General features: G+C 68.9%; 27 protein-coding genes and 1 tRNA gene. 17 read left to right on the top strand and 11 right to left on the bottom strand.

Going from position 1 to position 26,125, the window contains the following annotated elements; all coding sequences use genetic code 11:
* Positions 1-16: 16 nt before the first annotated feature.
* On the bottom strand, positions 17-553 hold the full coding sequence (locus EP28_RS12045; RefSeq protein ID WP_049984251.1) for a hypothetical protein: 537 nt from the start codon (positions 551-553) through the stop codon (positions 17-19).
* A gap of 115 nt (positions 554-668) precedes the next feature.
* Here EP28_RS12045 and EP28_RS12040 point away from each other — a divergent pair.
* Positions 669-741 (top strand) — tRNA-Gln (locus EP28_RS12040).
* A gap of 249 nt (positions 742-990) precedes the next feature.
* Complete coding sequence (locus tag EP28_RS12035) at positions 991-1,461, top strand: hypothetical protein (protein ID WP_049984250.1); 471 nt, start codon at positions 991-993, stop codon at positions 1,459-1,461.
* Positions 1,462-1,553: 92 nt separating this feature from the next.
* Here EP28_RS12035 and EP28_RS12030 read toward each other — a convergent pair whose 3' ends face one another.
* The 3 genes from EP28_RS12030 to EP28_RS12020 form a co-directional block, all read right to left on the bottom strand.
* A complete protein-coding gene (locus EP28_RS12030) occupies positions 1,554-2,606 on the bottom strand; it encodes an actin-like salactin (protein WP_049984249.1) in 1,053 nt (350 codons plus the stop codon).
* Positions 2,603-3,103: a FlaD/FlaE family flagellar protein gene (locus tag EP28_RS12025; RefSeq protein ID WP_049984248.1), complete on the bottom strand. Its 501-nt coding sequence runs from the start codon at positions 3,101-3,103 to the stop codon at positions 2,603-2,605. Before EP28_RS12025 ends, EP28_RS12030 begins: the two co-directional genes overlap by 4 nt.
* Before the next feature lie 97 nt (positions 3,104-3,200).
* A complete protein-coding gene (locus EP28_RS12020; RefSeq protein ID WP_049984247.1) occupies positions 3,201-3,734 on the bottom strand; it encodes a zinc ribbon domain-containing protein in 534 nt (177 codons plus the stop codon).
* Positions 3,735-3,855: 121 nt separating this feature from the next.
* On the opposite strand from EP28_RS12020, the gene EP28_RS12015 reads away from it, so the two are divergent.
* Together EP28_RS12015 and EP28_RS12010 are read left to right on the top strand one after the other, a co-directional pair.
* Complete coding sequence (locus tag EP28_RS12015; protein ID WP_049984246.1) at positions 3,856-4,704, top strand: pantoate kinase; 849 nt, start codon at positions 3,856-3,858, stop codon at positions 4,702-4,704.
* A gap of 109 nt (positions 4,705-4,813) precedes the next feature.
* Positions 4,814-6,208, top strand: a complete 1,395-nt coding sequence (locus tag EP28_RS12010; protein ID WP_049984245.1) for a signal recognition particle protein Srp54 — start codon at positions 4,814-4,816, stop codon at positions 6,206-6,208.
* 36 nt (positions 6,209-6,244) lie between these two features.
* Here the strand turns inward: EP28_RS12010 and EP28_RS12005 are convergent, their stop codons facing one another.
* On the bottom strand, positions 6,245-6,913 hold the full coding sequence (locus tag EP28_RS12005) for a hypothetical protein (RefSeq protein ID WP_049984244.1): 669 nt from the start codon (positions 6,911-6,913) through the stop codon (positions 6,245-6,247).
* Positions 6,914-7,043: 130 nt separating this feature from the next.
* On the opposite strand from EP28_RS12005, the gene EP28_RS12000 reads away from it, so the two are divergent.
* The 4 genes from EP28_RS12000 to EP28_RS11985 all read left to right on the top strand — a co-directional run bounded on the left by EP28_RS12000 (position 7,044) and on the right by EP28_RS11985 (position 11,473).
* On the top strand, positions 7,044-7,625 hold the full coding sequence (locus tag EP28_RS12000) for a biotin transporter BioY (RefSeq protein ID WP_049984243.1): 582 nt from the start codon (positions 7,044-7,046) through the stop codon (positions 7,623-7,625).
* 81 nt (positions 7,626-7,706) lie between these two features.
* Complete coding sequence (locus EP28_RS11995) at positions 7,707-8,465, top strand: energy-coupling factor ABC transporter ATP-binding protein (RefSeq protein WP_049984242.1); 759 nt, start codon at positions 7,707-7,709, stop codon at positions 8,463-8,465.
* The gene (locus EP28_RS11990) at positions 8,462-9,175 is read left to right on the top strand and encodes an energy-coupling factor transporter transmembrane component T family protein (protein WP_049984241.1); all 714 of its coding nucleotides are present in this window, start codon (positions 8,462-8,464) and stop codon (positions 9,173-9,175) included. Before EP28_RS11995 ends, EP28_RS11990 begins: the two co-directional genes overlap by 4 nt.
* Before the next feature lie 90 nt (positions 9,176-9,265).
* Positions 9,266-11,473, top strand: a complete 2,208-nt coding sequence (locus EP28_RS11985) for a heterodisulfide reductase-related iron-sulfur binding cluster (RefSeq protein ID WP_049984240.1) — start codon at positions 9,266-9,268, stop codon at positions 11,471-11,473.
* Positions 11,474-11,478: 5 nt separating this feature from the next.
* Here the strand turns inward: EP28_RS11985 and EP28_RS11980 are convergent, their stop codons facing one another.
* A complete protein-coding gene (locus EP28_RS11980) occupies positions 11,479-11,805 on the bottom strand; it encodes a DUF7853 family protein (RefSeq protein WP_049984239.1) in 327 nt (108 codons plus the stop codon).
* Positions 11,806-12,051: 246 nt separating this feature from the next.
* On the opposite strand from EP28_RS11980, the gene EP28_RS11975 reads away from it, so the two are divergent.
* From EP28_RS11975 to pstB, 4 genes are read left to right on the top strand one after another with little or no spacing between them, the layout of a single operon-like run.
* Positions 12,052-13,071 (top strand): PstS family phosphate ABC transporter substrate-binding protein, encoded by a 1,020-nt coding sequence (locus EP28_RS11975; protein WP_049984238.1) that lies wholly within the window; start codon positions 12,052-12,054, stop codon positions 13,069-13,071.
* Positions 13,072-13,127: 56 nt separating this feature from the next.
* On the top strand, positions 13,128-14,102 hold the full coding sequence (gene pstC / locus EP28_RS11970; protein WP_049984237.1) for a phosphate ABC transporter permease subunit PstC: 975 nt from the start codon (positions 13,128-13,130) through the stop codon (positions 14,100-14,102).
* Positions 14,102-15,868, top strand: a complete 1,767-nt coding sequence (gene pstA, locus EP28_RS11965) for a phosphate ABC transporter permease PstA (protein ID WP_049984236.1) — start codon at positions 14,102-14,104, stop codon at positions 15,866-15,868. The genes pstC and pstA overlap by 1 nt, the downstream gene beginning before the upstream one ends.
* Before the next feature lies 1 nt (position 15,869).
* On the top strand, positions 15,870-16,700 hold the full coding sequence (gene pstB / locus EP28_RS11960) for a phosphate ABC transporter ATP-binding protein PstB (protein WP_049984235.1): 831 nt from the start codon (positions 15,870-15,872) through the stop codon (positions 16,698-16,700).
* Between the two features lie 58 nt (positions 16,701-16,758).
* On the opposite strand, the gene EP28_RS11955 is transcribed toward pstB, so the two are convergent.
* Positions 16,759-17,679, bottom strand: a complete 921-nt coding sequence (locus tag EP28_RS11955; protein WP_049984234.1) for a VOC family protein — start codon at positions 17,677-17,679, stop codon at positions 16,759-16,761.
* A gap of 126 nt (positions 17,680-17,805) precedes the next feature.
* Between EP28_RS11955 and EP28_RS11950 the strand changes: the two genes are divergently transcribed.
* The 5 genes from EP28_RS11950 (at position 17,806) to EP28_RS11930 (ending at position 22,428) form a co-directional block, all read left to right on the top strand.
* Complete coding sequence (locus tag EP28_RS11950; protein ID WP_049984233.1) at positions 17,806-18,225, top strand: cobalamin B12-binding domain-containing protein; 420 nt, start codon at positions 17,806-17,808, stop codon at positions 18,223-18,225.
* On the top strand, positions 18,226-19,359 hold the full coding sequence (gene meaB, locus EP28_RS11945; RefSeq protein ID WP_049984232.1) for a methylmalonyl Co-A mutase-associated GTPase MeaB: 1,134 nt from the start codon (positions 18,226-18,228) through the stop codon (positions 19,357-19,359). It begins immediately after the preceding gene.
* A gap of 66 nt (positions 19,360-19,425) precedes the next feature.
* Positions 19,426-20,379, top strand: coding sequence for an alpha/beta fold hydrolase (locus EP28_RS11940; RefSeq protein ID WP_049984231.1), 954 nt, complete (start codon positions 19,426-19,428; stop codon positions 20,377-20,379).
* A 102-nt stretch (positions 20,380-20,481) separates the two neighbouring features.
* Positions 20,482-21,270 carry a response regulator gene (locus EP28_RS11935; protein ID WP_049984230.1) on the top strand — a complete coding sequence of 263 codons (789 nt, stop codon included), beginning with the start codon at positions 20,482-20,484 and terminating at the stop codon, positions 21,268-21,270.
* A 129-nt stretch (positions 21,271-21,399) separates the two neighbouring features.
* Positions 21,400-22,428: a tRNA 2-thiolation protein NcsA gene (locus EP28_RS11930; protein ID WP_049984229.1), complete on the top strand. Its 1,029-nt coding sequence runs from the start codon at positions 21,400-21,402 to the stop codon at positions 22,426-22,428.
* Positions 22,429-22,500: 72 nt separating this feature from the next.
* On the opposite strand, the gene EP28_RS11925 is transcribed toward EP28_RS11930, so the two are convergent.
* From EP28_RS11925 to EP28_RS11910, 4 genes are all read right to left on the bottom strand, one after another.
* Positions 22,501-23,586, bottom strand: coding sequence for a hypothetical protein (locus tag EP28_RS11925; protein WP_049984228.1), 1,086 nt, complete (start codon positions 23,584-23,586; stop codon positions 22,501-22,503).
* Positions 23,583-24,743 carry a glycosyltransferase family 4 protein gene (locus EP28_RS11920; protein ID WP_049984227.1) on the bottom strand — a complete coding sequence of 387 codons (1,161 nt, stop codon included), beginning with the start codon at positions 24,741-24,743 and terminating at the stop codon, positions 23,583-23,585. The genes EP28_RS11925 and EP28_RS11920 overlap by 4 nt, the downstream gene beginning before the upstream one ends.
* Positions 24,740-25,117 (bottom strand): 6-pyruvoyl trahydropterin synthase family protein, encoded by a 378-nt coding sequence (locus EP28_RS11915; RefSeq protein WP_049984226.1) that lies wholly within the window; start codon positions 25,115-25,117, stop codon positions 24,740-24,742. Before EP28_RS11915 ends, EP28_RS11920 begins: the two co-directional genes overlap by 4 nt.
* Before the next feature lie 71 nt (positions 25,118-25,188).
* Positions 25,189-26,061 carry an alkaline phosphatase family protein gene (locus EP28_RS11910; protein WP_049984527.1) on the bottom strand — a complete coding sequence of 291 codons (873 nt, stop codon included), beginning with the start codon at positions 26,059-26,061 and terminating at the stop codon, positions 25,189-25,191.
* Positions 26,062-26,125: the final 64 nt, after the last annotated feature.

Below are 26,125 nucleotides of genomic sequence, written 5' to 3'. Positions count from 1 at the left end.
TCTATGCCACGCAGTGTCAGACCAGTTCGACGGTTCGCAGTCCCGCGACTATCACCGTGGTGTTGTACACGGAGACGACGGCGAACACCGCCGACGGAAGCCCGTAGCCGGCTAATCGGACGAGTGGGGCGAGGTGCCCGTCGCGCCGACGGAACGAGACGGCGACGGCAGCGAGTTCGGTGATAGCGGTGATACCGACGACGAAGCCGAAGGAACTGACGATCAATCCGGTGTCGACGCCGACACGAGCTATCACCGCGCTCGCGACGGGATTGGCTTCGTACGCCACCGGAACGAACTGAAGGCCGACGCCCGTGGTGAGCGCATCTGCCAGCTTCGTCGCCGTCAACAGCGCAATCCCGGGCAGACAGAGCACGCTGCGACCGAACTGACGCCCCTCCATCGACCGACCGGCACTGCGGTCCCGAACCGCGGCGCGCGGCTCGACCGACCGGGTGGATCCCGGATGCGCTCGCCGCTTCTCGGACCGCGCGCGGCAACCGATATCGGTCGCGTCGTCACGCGGCCGTCGATCGGCTCCCCGCCCTGGCATATCACCCGACGTGTTTAATTTCAACTCACATAACTGTGTGGTGTGGTATCGCGAATGGTGCACAGAGTCGCCGAAAAGTAACCTACTTGAGTGCGCACGGGCAATCTCCTATCGCAGTCCCGTGGTGTAGTGGCCAATCATAATGGCCTTTGGAGCCATTGACGGCGGTTCGAATCCGCCCGGGACTATTTCGTGCGAACGAAGTGAGCACGAATAGTCTCAACGCCGGATTCGAGGTAGGGGGCGAACGGAGTGAGCGACCGAGGTTCGAATCTGTCCGGGACTACCGTTCCAGCCAGAAGCACCGCGGGCGGCAAGTACGTCCCGCGGATTCGGGCTCAGAAGCGACCGTCAGCACGGAGTCGTGCTTCGAGAACGGGCCGCCGCCCGCCTCCGCCATGTATGTCATTTTTTACCATGCAGTTCGTGGGATGAATATGGATCCGAGCCAGTACCGCGACGCGGTCGCTGCGAACCGGCGCAAACACGGCTTCGACGCGCTCGACGACGACACAAACGGGTTCGACTCGGTGTGGAAGACACGCGACGACGACGCGTCCGTCGGCGACGTCGTCGTACTGGCGACGGTCGTCGACGATACCGACCCCGACCCAACCGCGATCACCGCGCGGACGGACGAGTTCCGGGACGTGCTCGTCGACCGTATCGACGGACAGCCGGAGCCGACGACGCCGCTCGGATACGTCGCGTTTCCGGTGACCGATCCCGACCCGTCGCTCGTCGACGCCGCGCGGTCGTACACCGTCGCGCGTCGACGGACGAACGTGTTCCCGCTGGTGTACGACTGCGCGAGCGAACGCCTCCACCGACACGAGGTTCCGCGGCTGAAGGGGAGGGGGATCTACCGCCGGCAAGCGGCGGACGCGGAGCGGCTGTTCGACGTGTGATCCCCTCGACCGCGTCGATGTCTCCGTGACGTCCCGGCGGTAGACCGACGGCTCACCGTATGGCCGCACAAAAAATCTCGGCGGCGGCGCTCTCAGACCAGACGTTCTGCGATCCGGGCCGCGCCCTCTGCGGCTGCGGTCGCGGGATCATCGGGCGAGACGACCTCGACGTCGCGGTCGAGCTCCGCTGAAAGTCGCTTTTCGAACTCCTCGGTGAGTCCCGGGATGCACGCCATGCCGCCGGTGGCGGCGATGGGGCGTCCGAGCGCCAGCTGGTACGGCTTCATGTGGTCGTTCGCGAGCTCCGGCAGGAACTCGTTGGCGACGACGTCGACCGCTTCGTCGATGTACCGGTCGACCGGCTCGCGCACGCCGCGGTCGACGGTGAATTCGTGGCTCCCGCCACCGGGCTGCTGGATCACGTCGGTGAACGGCTCGAAGTCGTACACGTCGGCGTGGTTCTCCTTGTATTCGCGAGCGGTCGTGCGGTCGATGTGGACGCGGCCCTGACTCTCCTCTTCGACGGCAGCGACGATCCGCCGGTCGACCTCGTTGCCCGTCACCGAGCCAGTCGAGAACGGCGAGAGCTGCTCGCCGCGCCGGTAGGCGCACGCCTCCATCGTGGTCGAGCCCATGTTGACGGAGAGGAACACCTCGTCTATCGCGTCGAGTCCGTCGCCGTAGGCGGGGATCGAACCGCACAGTGACTCGGGGAAGCTCCGCGCTTCGATCTGGCCGATCGACGACCCCTCGATCACCGAGGTGAGATTCTCGACGCCCGCCTCGTTGTCGATGGTCGGCACCGCGTAGACGACCGCGCTCTCCTCGGGCACGTCGTGGGCGTCCACGACCGCCTCGAAGAACCGCTCCGCGTCCGCGACGCTCTCCTCGTCCTCGGGGAGACCCGACCGGAGCATAAAGCGCACCGTGTCCGGGTACTCGACCGCCGCCTCTTCGCCGAACAGCACTTTCTCTTCGCCGGTGATGGCGTCCTCGTAGGTCGCCAGACAGGTGAGTATGGAGTGGCGCTCGCGGCCGCCCCGTCCGTCGGGAATGTCGAGCACCGTTCGGGTGCTGCCGAGTTTCACTCCCACCGCTACCGATTCGTCCGATTCGTTGATGTCCGTGGATTCGTCGTCGCTCATGATTCACTCGCACACGAAGCGATCCGGACGATGGAGACGAGGCTGATCCGGTGGTCTGCGGGGAGGAACGCCCGGTCGTACCGCGGTGCGTCGAACCCCTCCAGCCGACGCGTTAACGCGTCGACCGCGTCGGGATCGATCCACCCGAGTTCGGCGTAGTACGACAGCGCGTCGCGGCTCCGCAGATGACCGCCGACGTCGACGAGGTAGCCGAGCCACTCGCCGAGTTCGTGTTCCGCCTCCGGCGAGGCCGGAACCGTCCGTAGGTACGGGCGGTCTCCGGCGTCGTCGGACTGAGGCTCGTCGGCGGCCAGCCGCTGCCCTCGCTGACGCTGGAGCAGCTCCGTGAACGCGGCCGAGCGGGCGGCTTGCTCCGCTCGGTTCCGGTTCGGCTGACGAAGCGGCCGCTCCCGAGCCGCCTCGTCTGCGTCGACTCGCGGTGCCCCCGCGATCTGACGCAGCTCCCGTACGTCGTATCTCCGTGGATTCAGACTCATAGTCCGTCCGTCGTTCGCGTCCGTAGTTCCGACATCACGACGGCGATATATGATAGTTGCTCCGTAGTTATCACCCGTGAGAAAACCTCGGCCAGACTCACTTCTCGTCGGCCCACGGCAGCGGCTCCGTACACCAGTGACAGAAGTCGAGATCGGCGTCGGTCTCCTTGCCGCAGTGGGGACACTCAACCTCCATCGGCTCGGCGTCCGACCCGGTGACGGCGGTGACGGGAGACGGCGGCCCCCCGGTGTCGTCGCCGTCGGCACCCTCGGCCTCGTCTGCGCCCGCGGCGCGTCGGCGGATCGCTTCGACGGTGGCGTCGGTTCGCTCTCTCGCGGCGGCGTCGGCGCGCCCGACGACGTACGCGTCGATCGCCGACAGCCCGTACAGGAGGACGATGGACACCGTCACGTCGGTCGGGAGCGACGCGGCGGCCTCGGCGGCTTCCGCCGGGGCGGTTATCGACCCCTCGACGGTCACGTCGTAGAACGCGAAAAGCGCCACGCCGCCGGCGACGATAGTCAGGTGCCACAGCAGCGCCCGTCCCCATCGGCGCAAGACGAGGTGGCCGAGGCCCGGGAACAGCATCGCTAGGGCGGCGGCGATGAGGGGGCGCAACTGGTTTCGCATACAGCGGCCGTTCGTGTGGACCCTACTTACCGCCTGCGGTGTCCGTCTCGCGTCGCGTGGCCGAGTGGCCGCGTCGCCGCGGATAACAACCGTTAATCGACACCCGCGCTTCCGGCGGAGCATGAGCAGGCAGCGGGCGACTGCGTTCGTCCCCGGACACGTCACGGCCTTCTTCAGCGCGCACCCGAACGACCGTCCGGCGGCGGCCGGGTCCCGAGGGGCGGGCGTGACGCTGACTGACGGGGTCACCGTTACCGTGTCGGCTGTCGCCGGAGACGACGGCACACGCCTCCTCGACGGCGACTCCGGCGCGATCGGCGCGGTCGATGACGTGCTCGACGCGCTTTCCGTCCCCGCCGTTGACGTCACGGTCGAGAGCGATCTCCCGATCGGCTCCGGCTTCGGCGTGTCGGGCGCGGCCGCTTTGGGGGCCGCCCTCGCGACGAACCGGGCCTTCGACTGCGGCCGCTCGGAGAACGAACTCGTCCGCCTCGCCCATGTGGCGGAAGTCGACCGGGGCACCGGCCTCGGTGACGTAGTCGCGCAGGCGCGCGGCGGCGTCCCGCTCCGACTCGAACCGGGTGCACCGGGACTCGGCGCGCTCGACGGGATCCCCGCGGACGACCGGATCGAGTACGTCACGTTCGGCGAGCTGTCGACCGAAGCGGTGCTCGGCGGCGACACGACCGCGCTCTCCGCCGCCGGCGAGACCGCCCTCGACCGGCTCCGCGCCGACCCGCGGCTCCCGACCATGATGACCGCGGCCCGCGGGTTCGCGCGCTCGGCAGACCTCCTCGTGCCCGAGGTCGAGGCCGCGGTCGACGCGGTCGAGGCGGCGGGCGGCGAGGCCGCGATGGCGATGCTCGGCCGGACCGTCTTCGCGCTCGGAACCGGCCTCTCCGACGCCGGCTACGCCCCCGACGCGTGTCGGATCCACCCGGCCGGTGCGCGGCTCGTCTGCGATCGATGAGGAGGCGGTCGATCGGCGCGCCGAGTCGATGAGGAAGCGGCCGACGGGACTGCCGGACGCCGCCGCCGACGAACAAAGCTTTACCCCGTCGCCCGCCTAGCTCCGGCAAATGGTACTCGACGACCTCGGAAGCTCCCTGCGGGGCAGCCTCGACAAGCTCCAAGGGAAACGCCGGCTCGAAGAGAGCGACGTCGAGGAGATCGTCAAAGAGATCCAGCGATCGTTGCTTTCCGCCGACGTCGACGTCTCGCTCGTGATGGAGCTGTCCGACTCGATCAAGGCCCGCGCGCTCGACGAGGAGCCGCCGGGCGGCACCACGGCGCGCGACCACGTCCTCAAGATCGTCTACGAGGAGATGGTCGACTTGGTCGGCGACTCCACTGAACTCCCCCTCGAAGACCAGACGATCCTGCTCGCCGGCCTCCAGGGGTCGGGGAAGACCACCTCCGCCGCAAAGATGGCGTGGTGGTTCTCGAAGAAGGGGCTCCGCCCCGCGGTGATCCAGACCGACACCTTCCGGCCGGGCGCGTACGACCAGGCCAAACAGATGTGCGAGCGCGCCGAGGTCGACTTCTACGGGGACCCCGACGCCGACGACCCAGTCGAGATCGCGCGCGAGGGACTCGACGCGACCGCCGACGCCGACGTCCACATCGTCGACACCGCCGGCCGACACGCGCTCGAAGACGATCTCATAGCGGAGATAGAAGAGATCGACGGCGTCGTCGACCCTGACCGCTCTCTGTTGGTCCTCGACGCCGCGATCGGACAGGGAGCCAAAGACCAGGCTCGCCAGTTCGAGGAGTCGATCGGCATCGAGGGCGTCGTGATAACCAAGCTCGACGGGACCGCGAAAGGTGGCGGGGCGCTCACCGCCGTCAACGAGACCGACTCTTCTATCGCCTTTCTCGGAACCGGCGAGACGGTGCAAGACATCGAGCGGTTCGAGCCGTCCGGGTTCATCTCGCGGCTGCTCGGGATGGGCGATCTCAAGCAGCTCTCCGAGCGCGTCGAGCGCGCGATGCAGGAGGCCACGGAGGGGGACGACGACTGGGACCCGGAGGACATGCTTCAGGGCGAGTTCACCCTGAAAGACATGAAAAAGCAGATGGACGCGATGAACCGGATGGGACCGCTCGACCAGGTGATGGACATGATCCCCGGGCTCGGCGGCGGGATGATGGACCAGCTCCCGGACGACGCGATGGACGTGACACAGGACCGCATGCGGCGGTTCGAGCGCATCATGGACTCGATGACCGACGAGGAGCTAGAGAACCCCCGCGTCGTCGGTCAGTCGCGCGTTCGGCGGATCGCCCGCGGCTCCGGCACTGACGAGGAGACGGTCCAGCAGCTCTTAGAGCAGCACTCGATGATGGAACAGACCATCGGCCAGTTCCAGGGAATGGGTGAGGGCGACATGCAGCGCATGATGAAGAAGATGGGCGGCGAGGGCGGCGGCGGTCTCGGCGACATGATGGGCGGCGGGAAGGGGCCGTTCTAGGTGGTCGCCGACCCGCCGCTTCTCACGCGACGTGCGTCACAGCGACACGTCCGTTTCGATGTCCTCCGTCGCCTCTTCGAGTCCGTCTTCGCGGGCGTCGGCCGCGTGTGATCCCTCGATTTCGGCGTCGGTGAGGCGGTCGCGGAGCTCGTCGCGGAACCGGTCGTTCGCGCGGGTGGAGGTCAGGTCGACGCGAGCGACCCGCGCGTACCTCGCGACGACGTCGGGGTCGGCGTCGAGCGCGTCCACGCATTCGACTATCGACCGCCCCGCGGCCGTCAGTCGCTTCACGTCCTCGTACGCGAACGCGTCCGTGTCGACTGCGCGGTCGCGCTCGCAGACGAGATGGAGATCCAGACGGGCGTCTCGGACGGTCTCGGGATCGATCCGGTCGCCTTCTGCGTCGATCCGGTCGTCCTCGGCGTCTTCCGTCCCCTCGTCGTCGGCGAGTCGAGCCGCGATCGCCGCGTCGTCCGACTCCTCGAAGCTGGCGCGCGCGATCCGCGCGTAGGCCGCGTCGTCGAGGTCGGTCGAGAAGCCGTACCGATCGCGCATCGCCGCGACCAGTTCGCGGACGCGCTCGTCCACCGCCGCGGCGTCGCGATCGGTGAGCGTCCCGCGTCCGGCCGCCTGCCGCTCGGTGACGGTCTCCCCACCCGTCGTCTCGACGAAGATGTCGCGGAGATCGGAGGTCTTCTCGTCCATGGACGGGAGACAACGCGCTCGCCGCAGATAAGCCTCGCGTCCACGCTCGCGGTCCGGAGACGGGCGTCGAAGCGACTTCGACCCGCCGTCAACCAACATCTTCAAGTTGGTTTACGAGTGTGTCACGCCCATGGCAACGAACACGGAGTCCGTCGACCTCGTCGGCGACGAGGCCGCGACGAACTTCGCGCGCGCGGCGCTTTTCGCCGCGCTTGTCGGCGCGTTCGCGTACGTCACGTTTCCGAACCCCGTCTCGCCCGTCTCGGTGACGCTGCAGGTGCTCGGCGTGTTCCTCGCCGGGATCTATCTCGGTCCGATGTGGGGGGCGGCGTCGCTCGTCTTGTACCTCGCGGCCGGCGCGCTCGGCGCGCCCGTGTTCCAGGGCGGTTCGGCCGGCATCGGCCAGTTGGTCGGTCAGTCGGCGGGCTACCTCTGGTCGTATCCGCTCGCCGCGGCGGTCGTCGGCGCGGTCGTCCACCGCGGGGTCACGCTCCGCGACCTCGATACGGTCGGCCTCCCCTCCCTCGTCGGCGCGATGGTCGCCGGCACCGCCGTCATCTACGCGCTCGGCGTCGCCGGCCTCGCGCTCGTGCTCTCTCTGGGTCCCGTCGAGGCGGTGACGGTCGGCGCGGTCGCGTTCCTCCCGGCCGAGGCCCTGAAGATCGCCGCCGCGGTCGGGATCGTCAGGTCCGACGCGGTCGCAGCCGCGTGAGGTGTACGGTGAGCGCGCTCGACGAGGCGACGCCGTGACCGCGCGCGAGGCGAGTACGGTGATCGCACGCGGGGTACCCCCGTGATCGACGTCGACGGCGTCACCTGCCGGTACGGTGCGGGGCGGCGGGACGGCAGCGACACTGACGCCGACGGGCGCGGCGGCGTCGTCGCCGTCGACGACGTCTCTCTCCGGATCGACGACAGCGAGTTTCTCGTCCTCGCGGGCGCGAACGGATCCGGCAAGACGACGCTCGTCCGGACGCTCAACGGCCTCGTCGAGCCGGACGCGGGGACAGTCGCGGTCAACGGGACGCCGGTCGACGCCGACCTCGTTGCAGCTCGCACCGCGGTCGGCATGGTGTTCCAAGAGCCCCGCGACCAGTTCGTCGCGTCGACGGTCGGCGCTGACGTCGCCTTCGGCCCGGAGAATCTCGGCTGCGCGCGCGAGGAGATCGACCGCCGGGTCGCCGACGCGCTCGCGGCCGTGAACATGACCGGCCGCGAGGCCGATCGGATCGGAGTGCTCTCCGGCGGCGAACGGGAACGCGTCGCGATCGCGGGCGCGCTCGCGATGGAGCCGGACCACCTCGTCTTGGACGAGCCGTTCACCGGGCTCGACGATCCCGCGCGGCGAGCCGTCCTCGGGCGGCTCCACAGCCTCCACGCGGCCGGGACGAGCGTGATCGCCGTCACCCACGACCTCCGCGGCGTGCTCGACCTCGCCGACCGCGTCGTGGGGCTCGCGGACGGGCGGGTCGCCGTCGACGCCCCGCCGGCGGAGGCGGTCGCGGCCCTTCCCGATCTGGGTGTGCGGATGCCGGCGGAGGTCGAGCGATGACGCTCGCGTACGTTCCCGGCGACACCCCGTTTCACCGGTTCGACCCTCGCACGAAGCTGTGCTTTCAGATCGCGTTCGCGGCCGCCGCGTACGCGTACACCACGCCGCGCGGGCTCGCGGCCCTCACGCTCCTCGGCGTCGGGACGCTGCGGCTTTCCGGCGGTGGCCTCCGCGACCTCTGGAGCTACCGCGCCGCGTTCCCGGTGCTCGCGGTCGCGCCCGTCGTCGCCGGCGTGACGCTCGGGTCGCCGTGGCTCCGCCCCGACCGCGCGGTCGACACGGCGCTCGCGAGCTACCGGGTCCTCCTGATCCTCGTCGTCGCCGCCGGCTACGTCAGGTCGACGCCGGTTCGCGACTCGCGCGCGGCGATACAGCGCGCGGTGCCCGGCCGCCCCGGGCAGTTCCTCGGGGCCGGCGTCGCGCTCGTGTTCCGGTTTCTTCCGCTGCTCCGCCGAGACCTGACGGCGGCGCGCGAGGCGGTTCGCGCGCGAGCCGGAGCCGAGCGCGCGGTGACGGATCGGATCCGGATCGTCGCGACGGCCGGCCTCGATCGGGCGTTCGGGCGGGCCGACCGGCTCGGCACCGCGCTCGCCGCGCGGTGTTTCGCGTGGAACCCGACGCTTCCGCGGCTCGCGTTCGGCCGGGCTGACGTCCCGATGCTTGCTCTGTGCGCGCTCCTGACTGCGGGAGCGGTCTGGCGGGTCGCGTGACGCGAGACGGCCCGTCCCGCCGCCTGCCGATCGAACCGGTCGCCCGGCGGCGCACCAAGCTTTAACCTCGCCCGATCCCGCTGATCTATCATGATCCCGCTGCAGGCGGCCGCCCGCGAGACCTTCTGGACGATCGGTCCGGTGGGGAAGGCGGCGTTCTACTGGCTCGCCGCGGTCGCGATCGCCGTGTTCTGCTACGGCGTCTACGCTCGGTTCGCGGCGTATGCGCGCGGAAGAGCGGACCCCAGAGACCGCCTGTCCGCGCTCCCGTCTCGGACGCTCGCGGCGACGAAGACCGTCCTCGCGAACGAGAACCAGTTCGACGGAGACCTGTACACGGGCGTGATGCACACGTTCGTGCTGTGGGGATTCCTCGTCCTGCTGGTCGCCACGACGATCCTCGGCGTCGACATCGACGTGTACCGCCCCCTCGCGGGCGAGTCGTTCTGGGTTGGCGAGTTCTATCTGGTCTATCAGTTCGGGGTCGACGCGTTCGGCCTGCTGTTCGTCGTCGGCGTCGCCATGGCGATCGCTCGCCGCTACCGCGACCGTGACGGGCGGCTGTGGGGGAAACACACATCGACGGAGGACGACGCGTTCGTCTGGATCGTGCTTCTTCTCGGCGTCGGCGGGTTCGCCCTCGAAGCGATCGGTATCGTCGGTCAGCCGGCGCGGGCGGGCGAGACCGTGAGCTTCGTCGGAATGGCGCTCGCGACCCTCTTCGAGTCGGTGGGGCTGACGGCCGCGGGCGCGGAGGCGCTCTACGCCGTCGCCTGGTGGGGTCACTCGCTCCTGGCGTTCGCGTTCGTCGCGTGGATCCCCTACGCCAAGCCGTTCCACATGATCTCGTCGTTCGCGAACGTCGTCGCACGGGACGAGATGGCCGGCGTGCGCCTCCCGAACGTCCCCGCCGACCTCGATCACACGAACGCCGAATCGCTCGCGGATTTTACGTGGAAGGAGCTTCTCGACGGCGACGCCTGCACGAAGTGCGGCCGGTGCTCGTCGGCGTGTCCGGCCGACACCGTGGGACGGAACCTCGACCCGCGGGACGTGATCCTCGATTTGAAAGCGTACCGCGAGTCGGTGACGGACGACCCGGTGGCCGGATCGCGCGGCGGGGGATCGGTCGCGACCGACGGGGGAGTCGCGAGCGCCGACGGCGGCGCGGGAGGCTCCGCCTCCGACGGCGGGACCGTCCCCATCGTCGCCGAGGAGGGCGGAGTGATCGCGGCCGAGTCGATGGAGTCGTGTATGTCCTGTCTGGCCTGCATGGACGCCTGCCCGGTAGACATCGAACATCTCACCTCGTTCACTAGGATGAACCGCCAGCTCGTCGACGAGGGCGCGGTCGATCCGAACGTCCAAGACGTCTTTCAGGACGTGACACAGACGGGCAACGCGTTCGGCGAGCCGCAGTCGACCCGCGGCGACTGGACGGACGACCTCGACGACGTCGACGTGCCGGACGCCCGCGAAACGGAGGTCGAGTACCTCTGGTACGTCGGCGACTACCCGAGCTTCGACGACCGGAACAAGAACGTGGCCCGCGCGATCGCCCGGCTCTTCGATGCGGCCGACGTGTCGTTCGGCATCCTCTTCGACGACGAGAAGACGGACGGCAACGACGTCCGCCGGATCGGCGAGGAGTTCCTCTACCTCGAACTCGCGGGCCATCACGTCGAGACGTTTTCCGACTGCGAGTTCGAGTCGATCGTCTGTACGGACCCGCACTCGTATAACACCATCAAAAACGAGTACCCCGAAGTCGAGTTCGGCGAGTTTGCAGACGACCCGATGATGCCGTTCGACCGCGAGGAGCCGTGGAACTCGGAGGGTGAGGTTGACGTTTTTCACTGGACGCAGGTGGTCGAGGGGCTGGTCGCGGACGGACGGCTCGGACTCTCCGGCGACGAACTCGACTACGCCGTCACCTACCACGACCCCTGCCACCTCGGGCGGTACAACGACGAGTACGAGGCCCCCCGCGAGCTGATACGCGCGACCGGCGCGGAGCTGTACGAGATGCCGCGCTCGCGCGCGGACTCGTTCTGTTGTGGCGGCGGCGGGGGCGGACTGTGGACCGAACACGACGAGGCGGTCAAGCCGAGCGAGGAGCGGCTCCGCGAGGCGGTCGAAGACACCGCCGCCGGCGACGCGATAGAGACGTTCGTCGTCGCCTGCCCGATGTGCACGACGATGTTCGAGGACGGACGCAAGACGGGTGACTTCGAAGAGGAGATCGAGATCGTCGACGTCGCGGAGCTGCTGATCGAGGCGGTGGAGGCCGGCTCGTAGCGGTCTCAGAACTCTTGGGGGCCTCGCGCAGTCGACTGCGGCGTCGCCTCGATCGCGTCGTCGGCCCGACGGAACAGCGCGCGGCCCGGGGCGCGGTCGCGCACGGGCGCGTCGCCGAGGTACTCGACTAACGCGTCGCGGAGGAGTACCGCACCGTCCGCATCGAGCGCGCGGTCGCGCTCGATCCGGCGGATCGGCCGACACTGCGCTGGGGCGTCGTCGCCGGCGTCGACCGCGGCCGCGCCCGCGTCGAGCAGCGCGGCGTGGGCGATCCACGCCTCCTCGCGAGAGAGCGAGAGGGCGATCCGGTTCCCGTTCGTCGAGGGGGACATCGTCCCGGTCTTCGCCCGGAGGGACTTAAAAATACGCCCGCGCTTCCGGGCGGTGACACTGTGTCGGCGACGCGGACGAGGTGCTCTGGTCCGTTCCGGCGGTTTCCCGTCTCGCTTCCGACAGAACCAACCAGATATATAGCACTATATACCTCACACATGAGTCTGTATTCCACCCAAATGGTACCGTCCGTCCTGTACCGTTCATAGCATACTACTTAACCAAAACTCGCCCACAGTCGGGTGATGGCAGCAACTCACGACGCGGACACCGAGGGGATCACTCGTCGGAAATCGCTCGCGACGCTCGCCGGTGCGGGGGCGCTGGCGCTCGCGGGCTGTACGCAGAGCACGGGAGACGGCGGTGACGGTGGGTCGGACGGATCCGACGGCGGGTCAGACTCGCTTTCCGGATCGATCAACATCGCCGGCTCCTCGACCGTGTTCCCGCTGATGAGCGCGATCGCGGAGGACTTCGCCGAGGACCACCCGGACGTCTCCATCGACATCAGCTCCACCGGGTCCGGCGGCGGGTTCTCGAACTTCTTCTGTGTCGGCGAGACCGACTTCAACAACGCGAGCCGACCGATAAAGCCGGAAGAAGAACAGCTGTGTTCGGACAACGGCGTCGAGTACGTCGAACTGATCGCGGCGACGGACGCGCTCACCGTCGTCGTCAACCCCGAGGCGGACTGGATCGATTCGCTCACGACCGAAGAGCTGGCGACGATCTGGGAGGCCGACGCCGTCGAGACGTGGGACGAGGTGCGCGACGAGTTCCCGAACGAGGAGATAGAGCGGTTCGGTGCCGCAGACACCTCCGGGACGTACGACTACTTCATCGAGGCGATCCTCGGCGAGCGCGGCCATACCAGCGACTATCAGGCGACAGAACAGGACAACACGATCGCTCAGGGCGTGAGCGGGAGCGAGTACGCTATCGGCTACTTCGGTTTCTCCTACTACTACCAGAACCCCGACCAGCTCAAGGCGCTCGGGATCGACGACGGCGACGGTCCCGTCGAGCCGAGCCTCGAAACCGCCTCGAACGGCGAGTACACGCCGCTCTCGCGGCCGCTTTTCACCTATCCGTCGATCTCCTCGCTCGGCAACGAACACGTCGCCGAGTTCGCGCGCTACTTCGTCGAGCAGACGACGAACGAGGACCTCGTCGCCGGCGACGTGGGGTACGTTCCCGCGACCGAGGAGATCCAAGAAGAGCAGATGCAGACGCTCGAAGACGCGATCGAACAGGCGCAGGGCTAACCCCGCGTCATGAACCGGTGTATTGATTTACGACAGCGTGCGATACCCCACTGGTTGTGACAGACAGTACCGAAAGCCCCGATCTCCAGCGGCGGAGCGGGCTCAGGCGATTGAAAGAGGGGACGTACGGCGGTCTCTTCGCCGCGTGTGCCGCGGCCACCCTGCTCACGACGATCGCGATCTTCGTGACGCTCCTGTCGGACGCAGTGGTGTTCTTCCAAGAGATACCGATCGCCGAGTTCCTCACCGGCACCAACTGGAGCCCGAACCCGGCCGGCGGCGGACAGGCGTTCGGCATCATCCCGCTTTTGATCGGCACGCTCGTCGTGACGATCACGGCGGCGGTCATCGCGCTTCCCGTCGGAACGCTGACGGCGATCTACCTCAGCGAGTACGCGACCCCTAACGCGCGCTCGATCCTGAAGCCGCTCTTGGAGATCCTTGCCGGCATTCCGACGGTCGTGTACGGCTACTTCGCGTTGGTGTACATCACGCCGGCGCTGAAGGCGACGTTGTTCCCCGAGATGAGTACCTTCAACGCGCTGTCGGCGTCGATCATGGTCGGGATCATGACCATCCCGATGGTGTCGTCGATCTCGGAGGACGCGATGAGCGCCGTCCCGGACGAGCTTCGACAGGCCGGCTACGGCCTCGGCGCGACGAAGTTCGAGGTGTCGACGGGGATCGTCGTCCCCGCGTCGATCTCCGGGATCGCCTCTTCGTACATCCTCGCCGTCTCGCGGGCGATCGGTGAGACGATGATCGTCGTCGTCGCGATGGGCGCGCAGGCGCGGATGCCGGCCGTCCGTGAGGCCGTCTTCGGGATTCCGTACATCACCCCCGCGGACATTCTGCTTGAGTCGGGGATGACGATCACTGTCGCGATGGTGCAGATCGCGGGCGGCGATCTCACCGGCGGGACGATCCCGTACGACTCCATGTTCGCGCTCGGACTCACGCTGTTCGTGGTGACGCTCGTAATGAACGTTCTCAGTGACATCATCGCGGAACGCTACCGGGAGGAGTACTGATGGCGACGGACAACGCGACCGACGGCGGGTTCGGCGAGGTGAGTCGGGTCCGAGGGATCGTCTTCGAGTACCTCTCTCTCGGCGCGAGCGTCGCCGGCCTCGTCGCGCTCGGCGTGCTCTTGGTGTACGTCGCGATCGACGCCTTCGATCTGGCGAACGCCAGTCCGGAGTGGCTGTTGACGTACTTCCTCACGCTCGTCGTGCCCTTCCTCGGCTTCTGTCTGTACAGCGCGGGCGACGCCGACGTCACCCGCCGGGCGGTCGGCGCGCTCGGCGGCGGCCTCGTCGCCGTCGCGGCGCTTTTCACCGCGATCGAGGCGTTCCTCGCGCCGATCCCGCGACTCAACTGGCAGCTCGCGTACCTCTTCGTCGTCGCCGCGCCGACCACGGCGTACCTCGCGTACGTCGGCAGTCGGGGGCGCGTCGGCGCGGTCGGCTTCGGACTGCTCGGGCGGCTCGTCGGGGGCGTCGCGGTCGGGCTGGCCGTCGGGACCCTGTTTCTGGTGTTCGACGAGCTGGTGTGGTTCCTCGCGTACACGCTCGGCGTCCTCCCGGCCGCCGGACTGTACGCGTACGGCCGCTGGCGCGACGCGGATCGGGCGGCGAGCGCCGCGCTCCCGGTCGGACTCGTCGGTGTCGTCGCCGCGGTGTTCCTCCGCGGCGTGATCGCGACGTACCCGTCGGATCTCATCATCTACCTCTGGACGCTCGCGGTCCCGATCGCGGCGGTCGGCGCGCTCGTCGTCGCCGGCCGCGGGAGTCGGACGGCGGCGGCCGCGGCCGGCGGCGTTCCGCTCGTCGTCGCGACCGCAGCCGGCTTCCTCGCGGGCGGCCTCGGCGTTCCCGGTCCGACCACGCTGATAGTGCTCGTCGTGACCGGTGTGCCGACGGCGGTGTACGTCCACCGCGTGATCGATGATGGTGAGGGAGTGGTCGGCCTCGGGCTGCCCCTCCTCATCGCCGCCGGCGTGATCGTCGGCGCGCTCGTCGTGGAGGCGTGGGGCGTGCCCGCGCCGGACCCGTGGCTCGATGGCTCCTTCGTTACGGAGTCGCCCTCTCGGACGCCCGCGGAGGCGGGGCTGTACCCGGCCATCGTCGGCTCCGTGATCATCATCGCGCTCGTCGCGGTGTTGTCGTTCGTCCTCGGCGTCGGCACCTCAATATTCTTAGAGGAGTACACGGCCGGAAGCGGGCTCGTCGGGTCGTTGACGCGGCTGTTACAGGTCAACATCGCGAACCTCGCCGCGATCCCCTCCGTCGTCTACGGACTGCTCGGACTCGGGCTGTTCGCGAACCTGCTCGGGTTCGGATTCGGGACGGCGGTGACGGCCTCGTTGACCCTATCGCTTCTCATCTTACCGATCACGATCATCTCCGCACAGGAGGCGATCCGCTCTGTCCCGGACGACCTGCGTCGGGGGTCGGACGCGATGGGCGCGACGCGGTGGCAGACGACGAAGAACGTCGTCCTGCCCGAGGCGCTCCCCGGGATCCTCACCGGAACGATCCTCGCGCTCGGGCGGGCGATCGGCGAGACCGCGCCGCTCATCATGATCGGCGGGGCGACCACCGTGTTCAGCGCACCGGACAGCCTGTTCAGCAAGTTCAGCGCGATGCCGCTGCAGATATACGCGTGGGCCGGTTTCCCGCAGGCCGACTTCCGCTACGGAGTCGTCGCCGCGGGCGTCATCACGCTCTTGATCATCCTCATCGGCATGAACGGCACGGCGATACTGCTGCGGAACCGCGCGGAGCGGGGGAACTAACATGAGTAACACACCATCGAGCGATTCGCTCATCACGACCGACGTACAGACCGAGTCGACAGACCGATCGGCCGTTTCCGGCACGACTGCGGTCGCCGCGCGCGACCTGAACGTCTATTACGGGAACGAACAGGCGATAGACGACGTGTCGATACAGATCCCCGAAAAGCGGGTGACCGCTCTCATCGGCCCGTCCGGCTGCGGGAAGTCCACGTTCCTCCGATGTATTAATCGGATGAACGACATGATCGACGTCTGTCGGGTCGAGGGCGACGTGGAGTTCGGCGGCAAGAACGTGTACGACGACGACGTCGACCCCGTCGCCTTACGTCGGAAGATCGGCATGGTGTTCCAGAAGCCGAACCCGTTCCCGAAGTCGATCCGCGACAACGTCGCGTACGGCCTCGAGATCCAGGGCTTCGACGGCGACGTCGACGCGCGCGTCGAGGAGTCCCTGAAGGGTGCGGCGCTGTGGGACGAGGTGAAAGACCAACTCGACTCCTCCGGGCTCGATCTGTCGGGCGGCCAACAACAGCGCCTCTGTATCGCCCGCGCCATCGCGCCCGACCCGGAAGTCATCCTGATGGACGAGCCGACCTCCGCGCTCGACCCCGTCGCCGCCTCGAAGATCGAGGACCTCATCGACGACTTAGCCGAGGAGTACACCGTCATCATCGTCACGCACAACATGCAGCAGGCGGCCCGGATCTCCGATAGGACCGCCGTGTTCCTCACCGGCGGTCGCCTCGTCGAATACGACGACACCACCAAAATCTTCGAAGATCCGGAAGAACAGCGCGTCGAAGACTACATCACCGGCAAGTTCGGGTAACGCCACTAGCGGCGTCGCGGCCGGCGGGCGCGGCTCGAACGGTGTTTTTCTCCGCTTCTCATTCGGTTCGGATTCGGACTTTGATACCGTCGACGTCGGTGAGCGCGATCCCGTCGTCTGTGTCGTCGACGGCGAACTCGGTCTCGCCGGTCGTCGCGTCCGCGACCGCGTCGAGCCTCTCGCGCACCGCCGCCAGCGCGGCCGCGTCGGGGACCACGACCTCGAACCAGTCGAGCCCGCGGCCCGTCGCCGGGGTCGTTCGTCCGCGCCATGTGTTCGCTCCGACGTGGTGGTAGCCGTCGGCCGCGACGAACCGCACGTCCGGGGCCGCCTGCCGGACCTCGAACCCGAGTCCGTCGACGTAGGCGGACTCGAACGCGTCGAGCGAGGCGACTTCGAGGTGGACGTGTCCCACGTCGGTACCGGGCGGAACGCGGTCGACCGGGATGGAGCCGGCTCCGGGCGCGTCGGCGGGGGTCGCGTCCCCGCTGTCGCCCCTTGTTTCCGCCGCCGCGGCGACGGCGTCGAGGTCGAGCGGCTCGGTCGTCATCGCGACGGAACCGTCCGCCTCGGTCGGCCACTCTGCGCGCGGGCGGTCGCGGTAGATTTCGACGCCGTTCCCTTCGGGATCCGCGAGGTACAGCGCCTCGCTGACGCGGTGGTCGGACGCGCCGTCCAGCCGCCACCGGTCTCGCACTCTGGAAAGCGCCTCGCCGAGCGCGGCCCGACTCGGGACGCGGAACGCGGCGTGGAACAGGCCGGCGTCGGTCGGGGCGCGCTCCGGGACGTCCGGGGCGCGCCGTACGCGGAGAAGCGGCGTCTCGCCGATGCCGAAGACGACCGCGTCGCCCTCGCGGTCCAGCACCGCCAGCCCGACCACGTCGCGGTAGAACGCCGCCGTCTCGTCGAAGTCGGCCACGCGGAGCGCGATCCGACCGATCCGCGCGTCGGAGAGGTGGCCGTCGTCGTCTGCACTCATCTCTGGTGATAGCCAGGGCCGCTCGCGCGATCAATGCGTCGATGCCGGCGGCGATCGCTCGCCGGCGACCGGGCTATGTCCCGAACTTCCGTTAGAGTCAAAACGGCACGCGACGCAGTGGTGACCATGAGCGTCGAACAGGAGGAGCGGGCCATCCGCTGTCTGGTGGCGAAGGTCGGGCTCGACGGCCACGACCGCGGTGCACACGTGATCGCGCGGGCGTTCCGCGACGCCGGCTTCGAGGTCGTCTACTCCGGGCTCCACCGCGCGCCGGAGGACATCGTCCAGGCGGCGGTCCAAGAGGACGTCGACGTGCTCGGCATCTCCATTCTCTCGGGCGCGCACAACACCCTCGTCCCGAAGGTGATAGACGGGCTCAAAGAGTACGACGCGTTCGAGGACACGCTCGTCTTGGTCGGCGGGATCATCCCGGACGACGACGAGGCGGAACTCAAGGATCTGGGCGTCGCGGAGGTGTTCGGTCCCGGAACCCCGATGGAGGAGACGATCGAGTTCATCCGGAACAACGTCTCGGAGCGAGCGTAGATGGACGGGTCAACAGCCACCGCGCTCAGCGACGCGGACGCCGACCTCGTCGCGGAACTGCTCGCCGGAAGCCATCGCGCGCTCGCCCGCGTCATCACGCGCATCGAGAACCGCTCGCCGGGCCACCGCGGGATCGTCTCGCAGCTCCACGAACACACCGGCGGCGCGGACGTGATCGGCATCACGGGCTCGCCCGGCGCGGGCAAGTCGACGCTCGTGGACAAGCTCGCGGCCGCCTACCGCGACCGCGGCGACACGGTCGGCGTCGTGGCGGTCGACCCCTCCTCGCCGTACACCGGCGGCGCGGTGCTCGGCGACCGGATTCGGATGGGGTCGAACGTCGGCGACATGGACGTGTTCTTCCGATCGATGAGCGCGCGCGGCCAGCTCGGCGGCCTCTCGATGGCGACCGCGGACGCGGTGAAGGCGCTCGACGCCTTCGGCAAGGACGTGGTGATAGTGGAGACGGTCGGTGCCGGCCAAAACGAGATCGACGTGGTCCGTACCGCGGACACCGTGGCCGTGCTCGTCCAACCAGGTTCCGGCGACGACATCCAGACGCTGAAGGCGGGCATCTTGGAGATCGGCGACGTCTTCGTCGTCAACAAAGCCGATATGGACGGGGCCGAACGCACCCTCGCGGAGCTAGAGGAGATGGTTCACAGACGCGAGAGCCCGACCGCGGGACTGGACACGGGCCACCACGGGTTCGACGCGCCGGCCCACCCGGACGGCGATGAGGGCAACGGTGAGGGAGGCGACGCGGGCGGTTCCGGGGAGCGCGACGGAACCGCCGCCGGATGGACGCCCGATGTGACCCGGACCGTCGCGAACACGGGTGAGGGAGTCGAGGACCTGATCGCGACGTTCGACGCACACGCGCGACATCTCCGCGAGTCCGGCGAGATAGAGGAGACGAAGCGCCTGCGCTACGCCGAGGAGATCCGGACGCTGGTCCGCGCTGACGTGGGCGCACTCGCCAGCGGGGAGATAGAGCGGCACGGCGGGATCGACGCGCTATCGGAGGCCGTCCGACGGCGCGAGACCGACCCGTACACCGTCGCGGCCGAGGTCGTCGCCCCGATCGAGGCGTGCGTGGAGCGTGCCGAGCGCGACGGGAATGAGACCGAGTGAGTCCGCACGAATCGCGTCTGTCGCTCGGCCACCGGGTATAAGTCGCCCGCGAACCAACAGTTTTCCATGAAACTCAGGAACCTCGCCGGCGGCCTCCTCCTCGGTACCGGCGCGCTCGCCGCGCTCAACACCGGCCTCCGCTACGAGGGCGAACTGGAATCTCCGCTCGACGGCGACGATGGAACGTTCCGCTGGCGCGGGATGAACGTGGCCTACACCGAGGCCGGCGACCCCGACGACCCCGACCTGATACTGCTCCACGGCGTCAACGCCGCCGGATCGTCGGGCGAGTGGCGCGCGGTGTTCGACGAACTCGCGGCCGACTATCACGTCGTGGCCCCTGACTTCCCCGGGTTCGGTCGGTCCGACCGCCCGCCGCTGCGGTACTCCGCGGCGCTGTACGAGGACTTCGTCCGCGACTTCCTCGCCGACTTCGAGGACCCGGCCGTCGTCGCCTCGTCGCTGTCGGCGGCGTACGCGGCGCGCGCGGTCGACGCCGCCGACCCGACAACGGACGCGTCGGTCCGCGGATTCGTCGGCGTCTGTCCGACGACGGTGGCCGGGCCGAGCCCGCCGAAGTCGTGGCTGCGAGAGCTGTTGCGGTCGCCGGTGCTCGGTGACGCCCTGTTCAACCTCATCGTCTCGAAGCCGTCGATCCGCTATTTCAACGCCGATCACGGCTACGACGATCCGACGAATCCGAGCGAGGAGTGGACCGACTACGAGTGGCGGACGAGTCACGTCGAGAACGCCCGGTTCGCGCCCGCGTCGTTCGTCGCCGGCTACCTCAACAGCGACCTCGATCTGGCGGCCGCGTTCGCCGCGATGGAGACGCCGCCGACGATCGTCTGGGGCCGCGAGGCGGAGGTGAGCCCCCTCGCGGACGGACGGGAACTCGCCGACGCCGCGGACGCCCGTCTCGTCGTCTTCGACCGGGCCAAACTGCTCCCGCACGTCGAGCATCCCGACCGGTTCGTCGAGACGGTCGAAGAGGCGCTCGTCGCGGGAGCGGCGGTGTAACGCCCCAAACCGCAACCCGAAGCGTGGCGCGCGGCCTGCCGCCAGCTATCAGTATCGATATTGGGACACAACCGCTATATTGGCGGGACACCAACCACGCTCATGACCGTCCCGTCCCACCGAGTACTCTGTGTGGACGACGAGCCGGGGCTCGCCGCACTCGTCGCGGCGTACCTCGAACGCGACGACGCGGTCGACTACGAGGCGGTCGCAGAGACCGATCCGACGGTCGCTCTCGACCGGATCGAGTCGGAGCCGTTCGACTGCGTCGTCAGCGACTACGACATGCCCGGATACACCGGGGTCGAACTGCTCTCGGCGGCCAGAGAGAGTCGTCCAGACCTCTCGTTTCTGCTGTTCTCCTCGAAGGACCCGGACGCGATCGCAGCCGAGATGATCCGCGCGGGCGTCAGCGACTACGTTCACAAGCGCGGCGGCGTCGACGGGTACACCGCGCTGTTGCGCCGGGTCGAACACGCGCTCGACGGCGAGACCGGACAGTTCGATGCGGACGGCGCGGCGAACCCGGCCGAGGGGACGCGTCCGGTGACCGACGTCGCGTTCGACGGCGTCTGCACGGTGGGGCCGGACGGAACGTTCGAGTTCGTCGACGAGCGGTACGGTGCGCTGTACGGCTACGACCCGGACGATCTCGTCGGCGAGCGCTGGCAGCGGCTACATCCGGACGAGGAGGTCGAACACATCCGCACCCACATCCTCCCGGCCGTCGCGGAGGGCGAGCGGTGGACCGGGACGAGCACCGGCCTCCGCGCCGACGGGACGACGTTCGCAGAGTCGAAGATGGTGACTACGACGAGCGACGAGCGGCTCGTGATCGCCGCCTCGGCGGTCGACGACGTCGTCGGCGTCCCTCATCCGAGCGACGACTGACCGACCCCGGCGGGGCGGCTGCTCCGAGTGCCGCGGGGCGGCTTCCCGTGCCTGTGAGACGACTGCTCCGAGTGCCGCGGGGCGTCCGCCCCGAAACGGGTATCCCCGCGCGTCTGCAACCCGGCACCGATGGAGTGTGACAAGTGCGGGGCGGACGCGATCCACCACGCCGCCTACTCCGGGGCGCATCTCTGTGGCGAGCACCTCCGCCGGTCGGTCGAAAAGCGCGTGAAACGCCGGGTCCGCGAGGACGGACTGCTCGATCCGGACGCCACGCCGGACGACCCCGACCGGTGGGTGATCGGCCTCTCGGGCGGGAAAGACAGCGTCGCGCTCACACAGATCCTAGACGACGTGTTCGGGCAGGATCCGCGCGTCGAGATGCTGGCGCTGACGATCCACGAAGGGATCGAGGGGTACCGTGACGCCAGCCTCGACGCCTGCGTCGAACTCGCCGACGACCTCTCGCTGCGTCACGAGGTGGTCTCCTACGAGGCGGAGTTCGGCGTCCAGATGGACGACGTCGTCGAGTCGGACCCGGAGAACATGGCCGCCTGCGCGTACTGCGGCGTGTTCCGCCGCGACCTGCTCGAAACCTACGCCGCCGAGTTCGCCGCCGACAAGCTGCTCACCGGCCACAACCTCGACGACGAGGCTCAGACGGCGATGATGAACTTTTTGGAGGGCGACGTCCGGCAGGTGGCGAAACACTTCGACGCCTCGCTCGGCCCGTTCGACGAGCGCGAGGGGACAGACGAGTTCGTCCCGCGCGCCAAACCGCTGCGCGACGTGCCGGAAAAGGAGATCGCCCTCTACTGTCACGTCCGCGACCTCCCGACGCACATGGCGGAGTGTCCCCACGCCGAGGAGGCGTACCGCGGCGAGATCCAGTCGACGATCCACGAGTTAGAGGAGAACCACCCCGGCGCGCGCCACTCGATCATGGCGGGCTACGAGGAGCTGTCGGCGCTCGCAGCCGAGGCCTATCGCGGAAGCGGGGAGGGAGAGTCGACCGGCGACGCCGAACGCGACGCGGCCGACGACTCGGCCGGCGTCTCTTCTCCCGACATCTCCGAGTGCGAGCGCTGCGGCTCGAAGACGAGCCGAGACGTGTGTCGGAAGTGTCGGCTGCTGGCGTCGATCGAGGCGGCGACCTGACCCGGTCGTCGATCGGACCGACCAGCGCCCGGGTCAGGTCTCACCGCGGTTCCGAGTCGACCAGCCCGTGAATCACGCCCCGCCGTCGACGCGGCCGAGCAGATCGAGTTGGTGCGTGAGATAGACGAGTTCGCCGGCGTCGGCCTGCTCGCGACGACCGGCGAGCCACGCGTCGAGGTCGACTGCAGAGAGGCTCCCTGCCGCGTCCACTCTCCGTTGTGCCTCTTCGGCGATCACCTCGCCGACCGCCTCCTCGACGCTGTCGAGGATATGCTGGAGGAAGTACGCCTCGTCGCCGGGGTAGCCGCCTCCGCTGTCGTCCGGCCGCACGATCCAGTCCGATCCGGCGACGCCGAGGAGCGTCGAGCCGTTCGCCTCGCGCAACCGGTCGAGCGCGTCGCCGCCGGCGCGGCTCGTCCCGCCCGGCTTCTCGTCCATGTGTCGGTGGTACAGCCGCTCGACGGCCCGGTCGTCGGGGCGGGACGGACGAAAACGCGTCCCGCCGTCGAAAGTGATCGGAAAGTAGTACGTGCCGCCGGGCGCGAGCGCCGAGAGCAGCGGGTCGAGTCGGTCGAGTCCGAGCACGTCGAGAAGCGCCATACCGATCAGCGCGTCCCACTCCCCCCGGGTCGACTCGGCGTACGCTGCGGCGTCGGCTGCGACGGGTTCGACTTCGACGGTACGGGTCGGCGACTCGACGACGAGTCTCCCCTCGTCCGCGGGCGACCCACCGTCAGCGGGCGGACCGGCGTCGGTGATCGACACGTCGGACCTGCCGGCCGCCCACTCGCGGAGGAAGGGTGAGAACCCGCTGAGCGTGTCGCCGTCGCGGTCGACGGCGACGTATCTAGTTCGTCCCGGCGGGAGCACCTCCCAGTCGATCAGCCGAGCGACCATCGTGCCGACGCCGGCTCCGACCTCCAGCACGCGGAGGGGTCCGGACGCCCCCTCGCCCCGTTCCGTCTTCGTCGCGCTCTCGGCCTGCTCCCTCTTCGTCGCGCTCTCGGCCTGCTCCCTCTTCGTCGCGCTCTCGGCCTGCTCAGATCGCGACGCCCGCTCCGCCAGTCGCTCGCGGAACAGCCCGACGAGCCGCCGGTCGAGCGCTCTGTCGTCGACGGATCGCTTCGCCCGGAGATACCGCCGGAAAGATCCAGTCACGTCGGCACCTCCGGAACTGGAGACTGCGCTACATCCGGTGAGTCCCCGTCGGCGACGGCCGCGAGGAGCCGTCGGACTCGCGCCGTCGTCTCTTTCCAGTCGGGATGCCGTTCGTACCGCCGTCTGGCGGCTCGACTCATCTCGGCGAGTCGGTCCGGGTCGCTCGCGAGCGCGTCGAGCGCGTCGGCGACCGACTCGGGATCGTCGGGGTCGACGAGGAGTCCCGTCTCTCCGTCCGTGACGACGTCTTCCGCGCCGCCGGCGCGCGAGGCGACGGCCGGCAACCCGAACGCCATCCCCTCCACGTAGACGATGCCGAACCCCTCGTAGCGGGAGGGGACGGCGAGGACGTGACTCTCCCGGAGCGTCGCCGCGAGCTCGCCGTCGGAGAGCCGTCCGGCGAACCGCACGCGCTCTGTGAGCCCCCGTCGGTCGACGAGCCGCCTCACGTCGCGGACGTGGGACTCGTCGACCGACCGACCGACGGCGGTGAGGTCGATCTCGGCGTCCGCGGCGGCGACCCCCTCGACCAGCGTGTCGAGCCCCTTCCGCGGCGCGAGATTACCGACGAACGCGACCCGGAGGGAGCGCTCGGCCGCGCGGTCGGCGATCCGATCTGCGAGTGTCCCTCCGTCGCCGCCGCCGGCGGAATCGCCGAGACTGTTCGGCCCCTCGAACCGGTCGCCCGCTGGCGGCGCGACCACCGTGGCGTCCGGGTCGACGCCGAGGTCCGTCACCGCCTCGCGAGTGGCTGTGCTGTTGCAGACGACGCCGTCGAGCGTGTCGAGGTACCGCCGCTCGACGGCCCGGTACAGCGGCGAGAGCCGACGCGGTTCGCTGGCGCGAAGGTGGTGAACGATTCCTACGATCGGGCACGACAGGGCGCGGTTGTGCCGCCACAGCGACGGATGCGCCAACTCGTCTTGCAGCATGACGTCGACGTCGACGCGGAGTCGGTCCCGGAACCGCGGAGAGACGCCGTCAAGCAGGCCGCGCGGATACGCCCGCCACGCCCCGCCCGCCGCGCCGCGCCACGGGAGTTCGATCACCTCGACGGCGTCGCCCGCCCGCCGGAGTTCCTCGACGAGCTTCCGGTCGTAGCGGAACCCTCCCGACTGCTCGTCGAGGCTCCCGTACAGCGTGAGGCCGATCTTCATACGGGCGCGTCGTACGTCGCCGCGGCGTCGTCGTCCTCCCACACGGTCACCGCCAGCTCGCGCACGGTGTCGTCGGTCACGGCGTCGGTCACGCGCTCGAAGACGACGCGGGCGAAGCGCTCGACGCTCGGATTTCCCCCCTCGAACTCCGGGAGGTCGTTGAGCAGCGCGTCGCGGTAGCGGTCGGCGAGCCCGTCGAGCGCGGCGTCGGCGTCGTCGATATCGACGAGGTAGTCGTGCTCGTTCAACGCGGGGCCGCGGAACGTGAGTTCCACCTCGAACCGGTGCGAGTGTGGAACGCTCTCGGGACCCTCGTCGACGACCGTGAGGTAATGCTGGGCCACGAACGCCGTCGTGACCGTCGTCGCGTACATGTGGCCGATCCACGGACGCGATCCACGTAAATCCGGAGGGCGACGGAAGCGCCGTCGGTGCTCCGGTCCGGTCAGAGGTACCCGAGCGCGCGCAGCCGACCCCGCTCCGTCTCGCCGTCCTCGTGAACTCGCGACACCGGTAGCGGCTCGGGCGGCGCGAGCGTCGGATCGCGCGTGCCGGTGTCCTCGCCGTCGACCATCGCCCACGGAACCGCGAGCAGCGCGGGAACCGGCGTGTACATCGGGTGGCCGTACAGCCCCCACTCGCCGAAGAGGTTCCCGTGGTCGGCGGTGACCGCGATCCGCCCGTCGACGTTGGCCGCGAGCGATTCGACCTCACTCAAGACGTGCCGGAGGTTCGCTTCGTAGGCGTCCCACACGCGGTCGACCCCCACCTCGCCGCGCCGGAGCAGCACCCACGGGTTCCCCTCGTTGCTCTCCTCGCCGGTCCGCGCCAACCCCTCATCGCCCGCGATCGGGTCCGGGACGAACGGGTGGTGCGGCTGCATGTAATGGGCGACGAGTCGGTCGGGGTCGCGGTCGCGGGCGAGCGCGATCGCTCTGTCGGTCACGGCCGCAGCCGGCACTGTTCCGGCCTCCCCGTCCCACGCGTACTTCCACACTTCGTCGAGCGCGGCGAACGCGTCGGCCTCCAAGTACCGGTCAGTCCACGTGTTTCCGGTGACCATCACGGTCTGTGTGGTCTCCGGGTGTCCCTCGAACGTCTTCTCTAACCACTCCGAGGAGGAACTGCCCACGGACCGGACCGTCTCGACGGGACCGAGGAACTCGTACTCGGACGCGACCGATCGCAGGAGGTCGGCCCGACAGGCGTCGAGCACGACGAGCACGTCCCACTCGCGCTCGAAGACGTTCGTCCCGTAGGAGAGCCGTCGCCCCGCCGCCTGCAGCGTGCGGAGACAGGCGGTGCCGAGCCGACTCATCCCGGGCTCTCGGTGCACGGCCGTCGTTCGAGACGCGACGACTAAACCGCACCGACGGTCGGAC

This window comes from Halorubrum sp. BV1 (assembly GCF_000746205.1).
Classification (GTDB): domain Archaea; phylum Halobacteriota; class Halobacteria; order Halobacteriales; family Haloferacaceae; genus Halorubrum.
Note: the sequence above shows the minus strand (reverse complement) of the source record. Positions and strands in the feature narration are given on the sequence as shown.